The sequence below is a fragment of the Ruegeria sp. CF5 genome, from assembly GCF_056537325.1.
In genome coordinates this window covers 46,353-62,607 of record NZ_JBQFRI010000004.1, presented here as the reverse complement: position 1 = coordinate 62,607, position 16,255 = coordinate 46,353, and the positions used below count along the sequence as shown (strand labels likewise).

General features: G+C 58.7%; 14 protein-coding genes. 6 read left to right on the top strand and 8 right to left on the bottom strand.

Going from position 1 to position 16,255, the window contains the following annotated elements; all coding sequences use genetic code 11:
* The first annotated feature begins 3 nt into the window (after positions 1 to 3).
* Positions 4 to 630, top strand: coding sequence for a hypothetical protein (locus ACR0NW_RS11670; protein ID WP_480450494.1), 627 nt, complete (start codon positions 4 to 6; stop codon positions 628 to 630).
* Positions 631 to 775: 145 nt separating this feature from the next.
* Positions 776 to 1,438: a GntR family transcriptional regulator gene (locus ACR0NW_RS11665; protein WP_480450496.1), complete on the top strand. Its 663-nt coding sequence runs from the start codon at positions 776 to 778 to the stop codon at positions 1,436 to 1,438.
* On the opposite strand, the gene ACR0NW_RS11660 is transcribed toward ACR0NW_RS11665, so the two are convergent.
* The 3 genes from ACR0NW_RS11660 to ACR0NW_RS11650 all read right to left on the bottom strand — a co-directional run bounded on the left by ACR0NW_RS11660 (position 1,426) and on the right by ACR0NW_RS11650 (position 6,867).
* Complete coding sequence (locus ACR0NW_RS11660) at positions 1,426 to 2,562, bottom strand: mandelate racemase/muconate lactonizing enzyme family protein (RefSeq protein WP_480450498.1); 1,137 nt, start codon at positions 2,560 to 2,562, stop codon at positions 1,426 to 1,428. The genes ACR0NW_RS11665 and ACR0NW_RS11660 overlap by 13 nt on opposite strands.
* An 87-nt stretch (positions 2,563 to 2,649) precedes the next feature.
* Positions 2,650 to 4,341 carry a BCCT family transporter gene (locus ACR0NW_RS11655; protein WP_480450500.1) on the bottom strand — a complete coding sequence of 564 codons (1,692 nt, stop codon included), beginning with the start codon at positions 4,339 to 4,341 and terminating at the stop codon, positions 2,650 to 2,652.
* A 63-nt stretch (positions 4,342 to 4,404) separates the two neighbouring features.
* Positions 4,405 to 6,867, bottom strand: a complete 2,463-nt coding sequence (locus ACR0NW_RS11650; RefSeq protein WP_480450502.1) for a CoA transferase — start codon at positions 6,865 to 6,867, stop codon at positions 4,405 to 4,407.
* A gap of 111 nt (positions 6,868 to 6,978) precedes the next feature.
* On the opposite strand from ACR0NW_RS11650, the gene ACR0NW_RS11645 reads away from it, so the two are divergent.
* Entirely contained in the window at positions 6,979 to 7,890 is a 912-nt protein-coding gene (locus ACR0NW_RS11645) for a LysR family transcriptional regulator (protein WP_480450504.1), read from the top strand.
* Between the two features lie 8 nt (positions 7,891 to 7,898).
* Here ACR0NW_RS11645 and ACR0NW_RS11640 read toward each other — a convergent pair whose 3' ends face one another.
* Complete coding sequence (locus ACR0NW_RS11640; protein ID WP_480450506.1) at positions 7,899 to 9,263, bottom strand: FAD-dependent oxidoreductase; 1,365 nt, start codon at positions 9,261 to 9,263, stop codon at positions 7,899 to 7,901.
* Positions 9,264 to 9,417: 154 nt separating this feature from the next.
* Here ACR0NW_RS11640 and ACR0NW_RS11635 point away from each other — a divergent pair, with 154 nt between their 5' ends.
* From ACR0NW_RS11635 to ACR0NW_RS11625, 3 genes are all read left to right on the top strand, one after another.
* Complete coding sequence (locus tag ACR0NW_RS11635; RefSeq protein WP_480450507.1) at positions 9,418 to 10,560, top strand: mandelate racemase/muconate lactonizing enzyme family protein; 1,143 nt, start codon at positions 9,418 to 9,420, stop codon at positions 10,558 to 10,560.
* Between the two features lie 222 nt (positions 10,561 to 10,782).
* Positions 10,783 to 11,349 (top strand): hemerythrin domain-containing protein, encoded by a 567-nt coding sequence (locus ACR0NW_RS11630; protein ID WP_480450508.1) that lies wholly within the window; start codon positions 10,783 to 10,785, stop codon positions 11,347 to 11,349.
* On the top strand, positions 11,346 to 12,368 hold the full coding sequence (locus ACR0NW_RS11625) for a glutathione S-transferase C-terminal domain-containing protein (RefSeq protein ID WP_480450510.1): 1,023 nt from the start codon (positions 11,346 to 11,348) through the stop codon (positions 12,366 to 12,368). The genes ACR0NW_RS11630 and ACR0NW_RS11625 overlap by 4 nt, the downstream gene beginning before the upstream one ends.
* Here ACR0NW_RS11625 and nagA read toward each other — a convergent pair.
* The 4 genes from nagA to ACR0NW_RS11605 are packed head-to-tail and all read right to left on the bottom strand — an operon-like array spanning position 12,365 to position 16,210.
* Positions 12,365 to 13,522, bottom strand: a complete 1,158-nt coding sequence (gene nagA / locus ACR0NW_RS11620; RefSeq protein WP_480450512.1) for an N-acetylglucosamine-6-phosphate deacetylase — start codon at positions 13,520 to 13,522, stop codon at positions 12,365 to 12,367. The two genes, ACR0NW_RS11625 and nagA, sit on opposite strands and share 4 nt — an antisense overlap.
* Positions 13,519 to 14,550, bottom strand: a complete 1,032-nt coding sequence (locus tag ACR0NW_RS11615; RefSeq protein WP_480450513.1) for an SIS domain-containing protein — start codon at positions 14,548 to 14,550, stop codon at positions 13,519 to 13,521. The genes nagA and ACR0NW_RS11615 overlap by 4 nt, the downstream gene beginning before the upstream one ends.
* A gap of 8 nt (positions 14,551 to 14,558) precedes the next feature.
* Positions 14,559 to 15,326: a GntR family transcriptional regulator gene (locus ACR0NW_RS11610; protein WP_480450515.1), complete on the bottom strand. Its 768-nt coding sequence runs from the start codon at positions 15,324 to 15,326 to the stop codon at positions 14,559 to 14,561.
* The gene (locus tag ACR0NW_RS11605) at positions 15,323 to 16,210 is read right to left on the bottom strand and encodes a glucosamine kinase nucleotide-binding domain-containing protein (RefSeq protein WP_480450516.1); all 888 of its coding nucleotides are present in this window, start codon (positions 16,208 to 16,210) and stop codon (positions 15,323 to 15,325) included. Before ACR0NW_RS11605 ends, ACR0NW_RS11610 begins: the two co-directional genes overlap by 4 nt.
* Between the last annotated feature and the right edge of the window lie 45 nt (positions 16,211 to 16,255).

The following is a 16,255-nucleotide window of genomic DNA, read 5'->3' as shown; positions in this document are numbered from 1 at the left end:
GCAATGGCTGATCGTACCGAGATTGAAAAGAAAATGCGGCAGGCGGCAGAGCTTCTGTCGGATCAGGCGCTTTTTTTTGCTGGTGATACGCTGACAATGCGGGTCCCGGAGTTGAATAAGGTGGCGATGTTGTCACACGGCGACGCTCTGGAATGGAGCGCGCCAAACCCGGACGGGTCGACACTTCAGCGTATTTACTCATACCGGCCGGACGTGGGTGCTGCGCTGCAAAGCGGGATGGGCTGGCTGCGGGCCATGCACGAAATGGCGGCCCCCATGCCTGCAATCTTTGACGAACAGGTTCGACATCTGGGGCGCGGCGTTCCGGTCTTTCAAAAAACCGCCAACGAGGCGGTGCAGCCAAAAAGCCTTGCAGGAACCACGAATGCCGTTGTTTTTTCGGATACTTCCTTTTGTCTGGGCATGGGTCTTGAACGATTGCTTTTGAACGTTGAACTGCTTGAGAAATGCGCCGAAGCCTTTGTTCTTGCAAAGTCCACCGGCCAGACCGTGAGGCAGATACCTTTTTGGGTCCAGTTCATCGCTGATGGCCGCCTAAAAAAAGACGAACGCAAAGCGGCTGAGCATCACGCGCGGGGCGAGTTCTCTGTTCTTGCCAAAGGGTACTGATAACCCTTTTTACAGCACGATCGGCTGGTAGACCTTCCGCTGACTGCAAAGCTGCGCAATCTGAGCCTCAGTATTTGCTACTGGTCGTTTTTACCTGCGCATTGTAAATAGTCATGCCTAATATATGAATTGATCGGAGCACAGCTTGTCCGAGGCCGAAAAAGCATATGAATCCATGGAAGCCATGGTGGTGATAGGCCAGCTATCTCCGGGCAGCCTGCATACCGAACGGGAACTGGGTGAGCTTCTTCAGTTGGGGCGCACCCCGATACGCGAAGCGCTGCAACGCCTTGCGCATGAGGGGCTGGTCGAGATTCAGCCGCGTCGCGGCATCCAGATTCCGCCCATCAGTATGGATGATCAGATGAAGCTGCTACGCGTGCGCCGCGCGGTTGAATCGATCTGCATCGAAACGGCTTGTGAAAACGCGTCGGACAAACAACGCCGCACACTTGCCGATCTGGCGGAGAACCTGAAACGCTCGGCAGATAACGTTGATAACCGTGCCGATTTTCTGCGGATTCTGCGAACCGCGCACGAAGCGTTGACCGAAGCAGCGGATAATCCGTTTCTGGTTCGTGCCATGCGACCTGTTCAAGGTCTTTCACGCCGGTTCTGGTTTTTCCACGCTACTTTCGAGGACTATCAGCACGCGGCCAGTCTGCACGCCGATATTCTGCACACCGTATCTAAGGGCGACAAGCAGGCCGCGGGCGCCGCATCACACGCACTTATTGACTATCTCGAGGCGTTCACCCGCGCGACAGACAACCTGCGCCCCGGCCTCGCGCAGGCTCAGGTCCGATAGGTTTCTATCCGTTCCCAGTCGATCCGCATGCCAAGCCCCGGCGCTTGTGGCACTGGCAGATAACCGTCGTCATCAAACGCAATATCTTCACGCGTGACGGCCCATCTAAGCGGTGAAGCTGAGGTCGAGAATTCGGCCATCTCCAAGGGGTCGCGGCTGGCAAGAACGTGCAGGTTAGCTGCAAGTGTCAGGTTCGAGTTCCAGCCGTGGGGCGCGATCCTGTCACAGCCAAAATGCTTCGCCATTGCCTGCAACTTCACAAGCCCGGTCAGCCCGCCGATATGCGACAGGTCCGGTTGGGCGATGTCTACAATCCCTGCCTCAAAGAACGGACGCCATTCCAGCGGTGCGGTCAGACCAAGATCGCCCACACCCACCGGCAACCCGCATCCTTTCAGCAATGCGTGGCCGTCAATGTCGTCCAGCGGCAGCGGAGCCTCCAGCCAGTGGATATTGCAGTCGTGCAAAACCGGCAGCATACGCTGAACATCTTCCACCGTGTCGAATGCCGTGATCGCATCGACCATCAGTGGAAATTCCGCGCCCAGATGTTCGCGCGTCGTGCGGATCATTTTTTCGGCCAAAGCCGGATCTTCGTGCCAGAACCTGTCGGCGGCGATTTTGATCCCCACCGGGTTGTAGGTTTGCACAGCATTGTCCAGCTTGCGGCGCGCCTCATCCGGGCAACGCCCCAGAGGGTAGATGGTAACGTATCCCGGTACCCGGTCGTGACGACATCCCCCCAATAGCTCTGAGACGGTTTTACCTTCGGCCTTGCCCTTCAGATCCCACAGCGCGATGTCGATGCCCGAAATGGCATGCATTACCAGGCCGCGGCGACCGATAAAGCTGGTCTGCTCCAGCATGTCCATCCACCGCGCTTCGATATCGGTGGCGTCCTTGCCTATCAGGATCTCGCGCAGACCCCGCTGCAAGGGGGACCGCGTCGGTGCCGAAATGATGGCATTGGCGATAGACGGGATGGTGTCGATTTCGGACACACCCATCAACCCGTCATCTGTAGTGATGCGGATCAGACAGGTGGAATAAGCCGTGTCATGGGCGTCCTGCCCCGCGGGTTTTGGCGCGTATAGTTCAATAACGCCGATATCGGTGATGCGCATCTTGGGCTCCGTGAATGAAATGGACGGCCCCAATAGGGCCGCCCGTAAGAAGCGGTTGATCCGCTCAAGTTTACTGATCCGGTCAGATCAGGCGCGCAGGTCCTGCGTAACCCTTGTGCCGTCCGGCGGGGTTACAGTCTGGCTGATCGGGGTCGCCGACGGGTCTTCGCGCAGCGACTTGTAGAGGCCGATGGCCATCGCCAAGATCACGAAGGACATCGGGAAGCCTGCGGCGATGTTCGCCGTCTGCAACGCGGACAGGCCGTCCGCCAGCAGCAGAACGATCGCTGTTGCACCGATGCCGAAGCCCCAGATGATGCGGAACTTGTTCGGCGGGTTGTCATCGCCCATCGACAGCATCGTCGTGATCACCAGAGTGCCCGAATCCGCCGAGGTGACGAACCACGAGAACAGCAGCAGCGTCGCCAGTGCCCACATCGGCCAGGTCAGCCAGCTCAGGTCACCCATCCACGACGTGTTGTTCAGGTTCTCGATCGCTCCGTACAGTGCGGCGGGCAGATCCCAGGCACGAACGGTTTCGATCAGGCCTGCACCACCTTCGGTTGCCGGTCCGGTGCCCATGTTCAGCTCTTGCCAGATGGCGGTGCCGCCGAACATGCAGAGCCAGAAGAACGCGATACAGGTCGGTACGAACAGCACACCCACCATGAACTCGCGAATGGTCCGCCCACGCGAAATGCGCGCGATAAAGATACCAACCAGCGGTGCCCATGCGATCCACCAACCCCAGTAGAAGATGGTCCAGCCGCCCTGCCATTTGACGGAATCGCCATCAACCGCAGTCCAGAAACCCATAGGGATGAAGTTCCACAGATAATCGCCCAGAGTGGTAACGTAGAAGCCCAGCAACCACTGGAACGGGCCGATGATGATGAACCCGGCCAGCAGAACGATCGACAGCCAGATGTTCCATTCGGAAATGATCCGGATACCCTTGCCAACACCCGAAACGGTCGAAGCAACCGCGATCACCGTCACGATGATGATCAGGGCGATCTTTAGGCCCATGGTGTTTTCCATCCCGAAAAGCACATTCATGCCGGTCGCCATCTGGCTTGCACCCAGACCCAGCGAGGTCGAGATACCGAACACCGCGCCGAACACGGCCAGCAGGTCAACCATGTGACCGATGGGGCCATAGATCTTTTCACCGATTAGCGGATACAGCGCCGAACGCATGGTCAACGGCAGTTTTTTTCTGAAGCCGAAGTAGCCAAGGCACAGGCCGACAATCACATACAGCGCCCAGCCGTGGAAACCCCAGTGGAAATAGGTTACACGCATAGCGTCGATGGCACGCTGCATGTTCATTTCCGTATGCCCGTTCATGTCGGCATGCGGGTTATTCGGATAGCCGAATGCGCCAGAGTTGTCGAAATAGAAGATCGGTTCAGCCACGCCGAAGAACAGGATGCCGATCCCGATACCAGCCGAGAACAGCATGGCGAACCAGCTGAAGTTGCTGAATTCGGGGCGGGAATCATCGTCCCCCAGCCGCAGCGAGCCGTATTTCGAGAACATCAGGAAGAAGCAGAACAGCATGATCCCGGCAACGACCGAGATGTAGTACCAGCTTAACCCGCTTTCCAGCCAGGAGCGGATCGAGCGATAGATGCCACCTGCGAACTCTACGTTGAGGATGGTAAAGATCACGAATGCGGCGACCATCGCCTTCGCGGCCAAGCCCATGCCGGGGTGCAGACCGGTAAAGAAACCGGACTTTGCCACCAGATGGGCATTGGGGTTTTCGTCTGACATATGGGACCTCCCTTTTGACGAAATGAAGGCACGCCCGGCGGGGCGCGCCAATTACGGCCCGAGCTACTCGGGCAGGTATTTCTCGGACCAGCTTGTTCCGGCCGCACCGTGTTCGGCCATTTTCTGAATTTGTTCCTCGTCGTATCCGATTTCCCTCAGAATTCTGGTCGTGTGCTCCCCGTATTTCGGCATCGGCCCCGGTATCGTGATCCTGCCGGTTTCAGTCCGCACTGCATTGGGCGCCACCAGATCGCACCAGCGGCCCATCGGGTGCTTGTCATGGCGGATGACGCGGAATGTCGCGCTGGAAATGTCGATCTCACCTTCGCTTTCAAGCTGCAGCGACCGGTCGCGCGTTTCGTGCAGCGAGGCCAGTGGGACCACCGTGTTCTTTCCGTTTGCGAATGCAGTTTTCCAATGATCCAGCGGCCGGGTCCTGAAACGCTCGGCCAGCGCGCCGTGCAACTCATCTTCAGGAAGATTGGCCAGGTCTGCCAGATCCGCCACCGCTGTCAGGGCAAACTGCCGTTCGGTGGGTGCTGCGAAGAACATCCATTGATCGGCGGCCTCGTAGCAGTGGTAGAACGGTCCCCAACCCAACGCTTCTCGGCCCGATGGTTCGTTGAACGGGGCTCGTCCGTCATAGTCGTACATGAATTGCGCCTGAATCAGGTTACCTGCGCCCGCCAGAGAAGCGCGGGCAATCCCGCCCTTTCCGGTTTCACGCAGGCGCAACAAGGCGCCACCCAGTGCAACGCAGGCACAGAAACCTGTCAGTACGTCGATAGTGCCGAAATGAGCGTGTTCCTCGGGCGTGTCCATGCCACCCCCGAACCGCACCATGACCCCGGTCGCAGCCTGTGCCAGATCATCGTAACCCAGGTGATCTGATTTCGGCCCCCGCATCGGCCCGCCAAACGCATCCAGTTGCACAAGGATGAGTTTCGGGTTTATCGCGGCCAAACGGTCCGGAGACAGACCCAGCTTGTCGCGCTGTTCGTCCGTGCCGTTCATGGTGATGACATCCGACCGCTCGATAAGTTTGGCCAGCGCCTCCTGTCCGTCATCCGAACGCAGGTTCAGCAGGATGCTTTCCTTGCCGCGTTGCGCGTGGATTCCGAAAACAACGGTATTCCAAGGGTCGACCGAAGGCTCAACCGACTGCACCAGAGTGACATCCGCGCCATAGCGGGCCAGCGTCGACCCGATTGTCGGGCCAGCAATCACGTTGGTCAGGTCCAGCACCTTCAGCCCGTCCAGCCAACCTCCGTTTCCGGTTTGGCCGCCGCTGCGGGGGGCCTCAGTCAGCAGCGCATCGAGATCAGCGGAACCCGGGCTCGATTTCACCGCCGCTTCGTCATCGCCCGACAGCCAGGCCACGTTGCCCATCTGCCGCATCTCGCCGTTACGGGCATCATCGACTTTCAGCACCAGACCGGATGCCAGGGCATGCGGATCGGCCAGCCATTCCTTGGTGAAGCGCTGTGCCGTCGCGGGTGCCTTGGCGGTTCCGAACAGTTCTTCCCATTCGTGCGAGGGGCGCGTCAGAAACGCCTTTTTCATTGCGTTCGAGACCCGCTCGCGATCCGACGCGCCAACAGGATAATTTCGCATGGACCATTCGGCGGGCCAATCCTTTGTGTCCAGATAGGCCGAAAAATCCGGCAATTCGTCTGCCAGCTCCTTTAGCCCCAATGTTTCAAGCACCCGGCGCGGGTGTGTAGCCACCGATCCGGAAACCACATAGAAACCACGCCCATCGGCGCAGGTATAGGTGCGGTAGAATGGATCGAGGAATTCGGACAGTTCTTCGAACTTGAGGTTCATCGGCAAGCCTTCGGCGGCCCTCCGGTCCAGCTCGACCTCACGCGGGGACTTGTAGCGTTCGGGGTAATCTTCGATTTGCTCACAGTTGTAGATCAGCCCTTCCAGCAAGGCCGAGGCCAGCGGAACCTCAATGTAATCACCGCCATTGTTGTCACGTGCGTTCAGTGCAAACAGCACGGACATCGCGCCAAAGCTGGCACCGTAGGCCGAGGCCAGCGTCAACGGTGTGAAGGAGGGGTTGATGCCCATAAGCCGCCGGTTCAGGCCCATATCGGTGAATTGTCCGGTGTAGGCGGCAATCACCGCCTCCCAGGCGGGCAGTCCGGCCAGTTCCGGGTCGGTCGAGGCAAATCCCGGCATCGACAGATAGACCAGCTGATCGTTGGCCGCGCGCAGGGCTTTTTGGCCCAGACCAAGCCGGTCCATGACACCGGGGCGGAAATTCTCGATCACGACATCAGCGCGTCTGGCCAGTTCGATGGCTTTGTCGCGGCCTTCATCGGTCTTCAGGTCCAGCGTCAGCACTTTTTTGCCGCGCGAAATCATGTCGAAAGCCGGATCGTCAAAGGTCGGTCCGCCGGGTGGGTCAATCCGAATGACCTCGGCCCCCATATCCGCCAGCATCATGCCAACCAGCGGTCCGGCCAAATATTGGCCGAAATCAAGGACACGGATGTGGGAAAGGGGTCGTCTCGCCATGTATCACCTATGCAAGTTCATTGGTTGGGTTGCGCAAATTTGGCGAAAGCTACTCGCAACAGGTGCCGATAGACACTGGTGTAAAGATGATGCAGCGGCTAACAATTTGTTATGGAAAGAACGATCCGCCCGATATCCGGTTCCTTGAACTCGCTTCTGGTTTTCGAGGTTGTCGTCCGCCATTCCAGCCTGTCCCGCGCCGCCGAAGAGCTGGGGATGAGCCAACCCGCCGTCTCGCGGCACATCGCGACGCTTGAGGCGCGTTTGGGCCAACCGCTTCTGACCCGAAACAACAATCGCGTGGCTCCGACCGCGAACGCCTTCAAGCTGGCCAAGTCGGTGGAGCTGGGCATGGGACACGTGGATCAGGTCTGGACCGAGATTTCCGCGCCGCCCGACCGAACCGACGTAACCCTTGCCTGTACCTTCGGTTTTGCAGATCAATGGCTGATGCCGCGGTTCTCTGATTTGCGTAAGATCGTAGGCGAAGGACGGGTCCGGGTTGTGACCACGGATCAGCTGGGCGACATTGATCTGGGACGCCTGGACGCCGCGGTGGTCTGGGACCCGGGCCGCATGCCCGACCGGCCCTATTTTCCATTGATTCCCTGCGAAACGTTTCCGATTTGCAGCCCCAAGTTTCTGAAAGCCCATCCCGAGGCGCAGGAGTGCATATCCGACCTCTCGCCCGACCTGTTCGTGCATCTGGATGTCGGTGATTCCGGCTTTATGACATGGGACAGCTGGTTCGCGCATGCGGGGCTCAAGCCGCCGGCATTCGACCGCCCACCGACGTTCAATGCCTATCCCTTCTTGTTGGAGGCAGTCCGCAATGGCGAGGGTGTCGGCATGGGCTGGCGCGGGCTTGTCGAACAGGCACTGGCCAAAGGCGAAGTGCTGCGCCTCGGGCCAACGATTTCGAACCGGAAAGTGTCCTATTTTCTTCAGCATCGTCCAGTGCGCAACGAAAATGGTGTTTTGGGGCGGATGCTGCAGTGGTTTGAACATGCAGCATCCGAGTAGGGTGTCGCTTACAGCCTTGCGCCTTCGTTGTTCAGCAAGGTGCGGATATCTGCGCCCTTGATGTCGCGGATGGCGATGTTTTCGTTGATGGACAGATCGGTAGCCAGCGCCGCCGCATGGCCGTAGCCAAAGCACTGTGCTGTCACCCGGGCCGAGGCCAGCGCCTCGTGTTCCGCCGACAGGCAGCGTCCCGCAACGATGATGTTCTCGCCCTGCACCGGCACCAGCGTGCCGTAAGGGATTTCATAGGTGTCGTCGAACAGCCATTCGACCTTGGGTTTGGTGCCCGAATGCAGTTCGATCGGCCAGGGTGAGTTGGCGATGGCATCGGGCGATTTGGATCGGCCCAGCACATCTTCGTTGGTCAAAGTTGCGATGCCGGTCACGGTGCGGGTCTGGCGGATGCCGATCTCGACCCCGGTGTCGTTGACATAACCCTCTTCGCAACCCGGAATGTTGCTGCGCAGGAAATCTGCGTATTCGCGTACCTGCAGGCGGGCGACCAGTTCGCCCTCGGAATGGTCGACCGGATTGGTCACATCCAGATCGCGGCCGTCAAAGCCCAGAATGCGAGTTGCATTTACCATCAGTTCACCCGGGCGGGTGGTGGGAAAGATCCAGATCTTCTTGCGCGGCAGGCGCTTGCCTTCGTTGTCCGCCGCGATCAGCTGATCGATGACCTTTTGCGGGCTGATCGTATCCTCGCCCCAATATTCACAGAACCGGTCGACATCGATACCGCACATGCGGAAGATCATGGTCGGGTTCTGGATCGTACCGTTGTTGCCCTTGGTGGTCTGGAAACCTGCGCGGTGGATCACGTCGCCATCGCCTGACGCGTCGATTATCCGCTTGGCGCGAACCTGAGCCAGACCGGATTTCGAGTTCACGATAACCCCGCCAAACGCGTCACCTTCCATCAGCACGCCCACGACCTGCGAATGATAGAGGATCTGAACACCCGCCTCGCGCAGGAAGCCGTCGGCCACCTCGCGCCAGATCTGCGGATCATGAGTAACGGTATAAGTCTTGCCATAGCGCTGCGGGCCGCTGACGCCATTGCGGCTTTCCAGCGCGGCGCGAAATTTCTCGGCCCAGCCAAAGACCACCTGCTCGGGCGCCGCGTTTTCTTTTTCGGTCGACAGGAACATCCCGCAAATGGTGCCGGACAGGCCAGCCACGGCACCGCCGCCGCAGAACCCATAGCGTTCGATCAGCAAAACCGAGCGTCCCTTGCGCCCCAAGGTTTCCGCTGCTGCCACCCCGGCGGCACCACCGCCAACAACAACCGCATCGACATCGGCGAAAATCGGAAGATCGCTATGCGAAGATACTCTGTAGGTGCTCTGCCATTGGGATTCAAAGCTGGCCATCTGCGGTCTCCTCTACAACTGGCATGCCGTTGGGCGGTGAATGATTTTTGGCGCATTAACTGATATATCTATTGATCGTCAATACCGTTTGTCATAGGTGAAGTTAGCGAATGACCGCAAATCAACCCCAACACGCTCATCCGAGGGCACGCAAATGACTGAAATGACAGAAGATCGTTTTGGTAAGATCGAGAGAATCCAGGTCTATGTCGTCAAGACCGGGATCCCCAAATTTTCGTGGTCACCGACCATGCCGGCATTGCTGACCACCAACACCATCGCCAGAATCACCACCTCGGACGGGTTCGAAGGTGCGGGCGGGGTCTTTTCGTGCACCGAGCACGATTTTGACCGCGCCGTCGCCGAAGGCATGCGCCCGCTGCTGAAGGGCCTGTTGGGCCGCGCCGCCCTGCGCCGCGAAGATATCTGGAAATGGATGCAACTGCGCCGCCTGTCGATCCCCAACACCTCAATCGCAGGGCTGGACATCGCCATGTGGGATCTGGCCGCCAAGCGAGCGGACATGCCACTTTACATGTTCCTCGGTGGCTCACGAGATCGGGTCAAGGCCTATGCCTCGACCCAGGTATTCGACGGGCCGGAACCCTATGTGGATTTGATCGATGAGCTGCGCGAACAGGGATTTGCCGCATTCAAGTTCCACTACAAATGCGAACCGAATGCCGACATTGAAATGATGCGGGCCGTCCATGCCGCCCATGGCGACAAGGGGTTGGGCTTCATGTTCGATGCTGATGCCTACTACAGCCACAAAGGCGCGCTGAAGGTGGCGCGTGCGATGTACGAAATGGGTTATGTCTGGCTTGAGGCGCCCTTCCCCGACCATGATCTGGACGGATATCGCGAACTGCGCCGCCGTACGGAACTGCCGATCCTGCCCGGCGGCAACACCATCGTCGATCTACCCAACATCGCCCACGCCATGCGGCACGACTGCTGGGACGGTGTGCGGATCGACGCGACAACCGCAGGCGGCATCACGCCCGCGCGCAAGGTCATGGCACTGGCCGAAGCCAACAACTATAACGTCGAGTTCCAGAGCTGGGGCTGCGCCCTGTCGATGGCGGCGAACCTGCACCTCATGCTCGCCTTTGACAATTGCGAGTATTTCGAGATGCCGGTGCCCTATGCCGACTTTCAGGTGGATGCGCTTGGCCGGATCGAGGTCGACGCCGAAGGATACGTCAACGCATCCGGCGGGGCCGGGCTGGGTCTTGAAATCGACTGGGACGAAGTCGAGGACATGTCGATCTGCAAGATCGACGTGCACTCCTAACACCAAAGTCGACAAATTGATCGGGGCGGTTATTCACCGCCCCTTTTCTTTGTGACACGTGATAAGAAACGCACTCCATCTGCGTCTTCCGACAAACCGGCCACCTTGCTGCGCAATCGAACATCACAGAGTAACGTGCGTACGCAGCACATTGCCTGTGCATTTTTCGGTCTGAAAAAACGATACCTTCCGCCCCAGATGTGGTCGGAAAGGAGCAGGACCATGCTTGATACAGTCAACATCCGTACTGACAATATGCCCACCGAAATGCGCGTCTTGCTGAACGAGTATCCGCGCGGGGACTGGGACACCCATCCAGGTTTCCATGAAAAGACCCGCCATTGGCTTGGCGCGCACCAAATGTTTCGTCGACTGGCCAGTCTGGTGCGGAAGGACGCGCAGGCGTATCTGGACAAGGGCATTGCCCCCGAGAAATACGCAAGCCGCCTTTCTTATTACGGAAACGCGCTGGTGGCGAACTTGCACGGTCATCACGGCTGGGAAGATCACAGCTTTTTCCCGGAATTGTCGGCGACAGACCCCCGGTTCGATGCAGGTCTTGAGTTGCTGGAAAAAGATCACGCCGATCTTGATCTGGTTCTGGACAGCTACACCCGGACCGCCAACCGTGCGATCAAGCTGATCCAGCTTGATGAACGGCAAGCGCATGACGAGGTCGGGCGATTGCATGACACCTCGGAAGTAATTGAAGCCTTTCTGAACCGCCATCTGAGCGACGAAGAAGAGCTTGCCGTGCCCATCATTCTGCATCACCGTCTGAGAGGATGAGCGATCTGACGAAACAGGAAGATCAGGCGAATGCCGAAAACCGCCGCGCACGGGGTGAATTCGTGCGTGGCGTCAGTGGTTTCAGACACGCAATCGGTGACGCCTACTTTCCCGCGGAGGCGGTGCGCTATCACCTTTTTGTGGCGCTGAATTGTCCCTGGTGCCACAGGGTGACGCTGGCGCGGAACATTCTTGGACTTCAGGACAGCATCACGATGGATGTCGCGTTTCCCAACAGAACAGAGGAAAGCGATCCCGAAGGCGCCAACAACTGGCAATTTGATCCGAACCGGGTCGCTTCGCTAACCGGCGCACCACTGCCCGAATGCACCGGTGAAACCGGAACCGGGCGCAATCACCGGCTGGTCAAGGGCATATACGCGGCCGAAGGATCAACCGAACGGTCCGTTCCGATCCTTTACGACAAAAAACTCGGGCGGATCGTCAACAACGAAAGTGCCGAAATCATCCGGATGCTGGACCTGCACGCCGTGGAACTTGGTGGCGGCATTCAGGGGGCGAGCCATCCCCGCCTGTATCCTCAAGATCCGGATTTGCGCGTCGAGATCGACGACTTGAATGCGTTAATCTACACCACCATCAATAACGGTGCTTACAAAGCCGGATTTTCTTCGGATCAGGCAATATATGCTGCTGCGTTCGAGGCCTATTTCGACACACTTTCCCAACTCGAAGCCCGGTTGGCCTCAGACAACCGGCCATTTCTGACCGGCACGTCATTCACCGAGGCCGATCTGCGCCTTTTCCCGACGTTGTTCCGCCACGATCCTGTCTATTACCTGCGAATGAAGCTGAACGGCGCGAGAATGCTTGACTACCCGCATCTGTGGCGCTGGCTCTGCCGGGTGTACGCGATGCCGGGCGTTGCCGAAAGCAACTCGTTGGTTCACTGCCGGCAGGGGTATTTCGGCAGAAGCTGGAACGGCGTTGTTCCTCTGGGGCCGGTCACACCACTGCCCTACCCCAAGGCCTATCTGCACCCGGAACTGGCGGGTTAAAGCGTGCGCTGAAGGCCGCGCGTCCAGACCCCGCGTAGTCTGGTGCCATCATCAATATGCAATATGTCAGCTTGCGCACCGGCTTTCAGCCTGCCCAGATGACCCGCACCGATCAGATCCGCAGGAACCTGCGTCGCCATACGAAACGCCTCTTCGACGGTCAACTCTGCCATGTCGCTCACGTTCCTGACTGCTGTCAGCAATTCAAGATGCGCCCCGGCCAGAGTTCCATCCTCAAGTGTCAGTCGGTCGCCGTCACGCCGGATTTCCCTGCCGTTCAGCGTGAACGAGTCAATCTCTGACCCTGCCGTCGCCATTGCATCACTGACCAGAAAAATATGTCCTGGCCCGGTTTTTGCGCGGATGGCATTGCGTACCGATGCGGGGTGAACATGGATACCGTCTGCAATCAGCCCGGCGGACAGACGTCCCAGAGCCATTGCCGCACCTACAGTTCCGGGTTCGCGATTGCCCATCTGACTTTGGGCATTGAACAGATGCGTGACGCAGCGCGCTCCGGCCTCTGCAGCCTTACGGCAATCGTCAAAACTCGCATCCGTGTGCCCCAAGGATACAAGAACGCCAGCATCAGATAGCGTCGCGATCTGAGTGTCCGTTACGCTTTCCGGGGCAACCGTTACCTTCAACACCGGCAACCTTTCAGCGGCCCGCAACAGAACATCAAGATCCGGCCCCTGCATCGGCCGTACAAGTTGCCCATCATGCGCCCCCTTGCGGGACAGCGAAAGATGCGGCCCTTCCAGATGGAGACCCGCAATACCGGTGACACCTTCGCCGATTGCCTGAACTGTTGCTTCTATTGCGTGCCCGGTAATCTCTGGTGTGTCTGTGATCAGTGTCGGAAGGATCGTCGTTGCGCCGATTTGGGCATGGGCATCAGCCATCCTGCGCAGCGTTTCGACACGCGGAGCATTGTTGAACATCACCCCGCCCCCGCCATTGACCTGAAGGTCCACAAAACCGGGCGTCAGCAGGCCACCGTCCAATTGCGTCACCTCTGCGTCGTCAGGAACTTCCGCCTCGGGCGCAATCGCCACGATCTGACCGGCCTCATGCATCAATGCGTGACCGTCCAGCACTCCGTCCTCCGTCAGGATACGTGCACCCATAAGGGCTTGCAGGCCAGTCATCATACGGTTTCCGTTACCTTGTTCAGATGTCGCGGGGCGTCGGGGTCGATGCCAAGCGATGCGGCAAATGCCTCGACCATCGAATAGAACGAGACAATCAGGCTGACAGGGTCGGTCAGCGCATGATCTGTCCTCACATATTCAATACACGCCGCCGCCTGAACCCTGTCTGTCGTGGCAAAAACGCGGGCGCCTTTTGCGCTGATCGCATCAGCGATTTCAGACAGCGCCGGTTCCGCCGCATCAGCTGCAGCGAAACACAGAACCGGGAATCCCTCTTCAACAATCGAAACCGGTCCGTGCAACACTTCGGCAGAGGAATAGCTTTCAGCGTGCAATTGGCATGTTTCCTTGAACTTCAAAGCTGCTTCGTGGGACACCGCCAGTGCCTGTCCCCTACCGAGGGTGAACAGAGAAGATTGCGCCCCGATTGCTTCGCGCACCTGTGGCCAATCTATCCGAGTCGCCTTTTCCAACTGCTTCGGCAGATTGCGGATCGCAGACAGCAAGGCCTCGTTCCTGTTCCAGTCAGCCAAAAGCCAGAGCCCGGCCACGACCGAGGTCACGAATGTCTTGGTTGCCGCCACGCTTAACTCTGGCCCGGCCTGAATATCAATCGTGTGCGCACTGGTTTTTGCCAGCGGCGAGTCGGGATTGTTTGTCAATGCTACGGTCATCGCGCCATCGCGACCGGCATTGGTGGCCATCGCCGTGATATCCGGGCTTTTCCCGGATTGGGAAACCGAAACGCATAGCCCACGGTTCAGTTTGAGCGTCGCATCATAGATCGAGCCGATGGACGGCCCGACGGATGCCACCGGTACGCCCAACAGAATTTCCGACGCGTATTTCAGGTAGGTGCAGACATGATCAGACGACCCTCGAGCCACTGTCATCATGAACGCCGGGTCTAGTGTCCGCACGGCCGTTGCCACTTGGCGAATGTCGTTCTCTCCAAGGCTCAGCAACCGTTCGACGGCTTCGGGAATTTCGTCGATCTCCTGACGCATTCGGGTTGGTAGGGTCTGCATCCGGCGTCCTAACTATTTGCAAAGCGCAGTTCGGCCACAAAATCATAGGCATCACCGCGATAGATGGAGCGGGTAAATTCTACGACCCGCCTGTTCGGCAAGTAAGATGTACGTTCAATTCTAAGACCCGCCACACCGGGAGAGACACCCAACAGATTTGCGTCCTCATCTTCAAGGTTGATCGCCGAAATGCGCTGCAAGGCACGCACCGGGCGGTTTCCACTGCTTTCCAGCACTTCGTAAAGCGAGGTCTCGACCTCAAGTGGATCGGGCAGAATATCGGTCGGCAACGAGGCGCGCTCAATCGCCATCGGCTTGTCGTTGGCACGGCGCAGCCGGGCGATCCGCGATACGGCCTCACCGGATGACAGGGCAAGGGCCATGACCTCCTCAGGAGAAGGCACATGTACACCACGCTCCAGCCACTCGCTGGATGAGCGCAACCCACGACGCATCATGTCCTCGGTGAATGAAGTGAGACGGGACAACGATTGCTCAACCTTCGGCGTGCCGTCCGAGACAAAGCTACCCGAACCCTGACGCTGTATGATGATGCCACGGTCAACCAGATCCTGCATGGCCCGGCGAACCGTGACACGGGACAGGCCCGTCAGGTTTGCAATCTCGCGCTCTGCCGGTAGCGGCGAGCTCTTGACCAGAACCCCTTGTGAGATGCTCTCTTCGATCCGCTTGCGCAACTGGACATATCTGGGGCCGGCGCTGTCCTGCATCCAACCGTCCGACTTCAGAAAGCTTTCGATTGTCTGAACTGTCATGCCGCGCCCTGCCGGTGTCTCTGGGCCAGCCTTTGCGCCAGCACCATCGCGCCATCCACGGCGCTGCCTAACGGTGCAATGACTGATCCCGCCATTTCCGGTGGCAAGTACTGAACATAGTGAGGCGCCACCCCACCTATTGCGCAAATCGGCTCGCCGGATGTCCATCCCAGAGATCGCAATACCACCATAAGGTAGTCAGCCCCCCTTTGCATGAGATCCAGCCCGACTTTGTCACCCTTTCCGGCAGCATCGACTACTGCCGGGGCAAAGCTCGCGAAATCGGCCGGGCGCGCCTGTCCTGAGAATTCGACCAGACGCATCGGATCGTCGCCGAAACGCGCCGAAATCTCATCGGTCAGAGGCGTGGAAGATCCGGCGCCATCCATTGTCAGCAGAACCTGCCGAAACAACTCCAACCCAAGCCAGTTCCCGGACGCCTGATCCCCGATCAAAGGGCCATATCCACCCGCGAACCGGATTTCACCGCAATCCTGTCGCGCGAGAAACGAGCCGGTTCCCACCCCGATCAAACTGCCCGTCCGATCCCCCAGCGCCCCCACAACGGCAGACCGCCGGTCATCTTCAACTTCGACGATTCCGGATGGCAGGCGACTGGCAACGCGCCGGGCAACGGTCTGGTCCGCGACACCCGCCAGCCCTGCGTAGACGGGAATGCCTTTCAGCTCTGCGGGATTGAGTCCCGCGGCTTCCATCAATCCGCGAAGGCCTTCCAATATCGTATGGATGGCGCGATCGAAGTCCGAGAAGACATTCGCGCTGCCAAGCTTCAACTCATGGCGGCCCGCCGGAGTCGTCAGGGCGAACCGGCAGGAGGTACCGCCGCCATCTATGGCAATCAGGTAGGGAAAGGACTCAATCATGTAGATACCTTTACAATACCTTTTAGCACACCAAAAGGTGTTTCT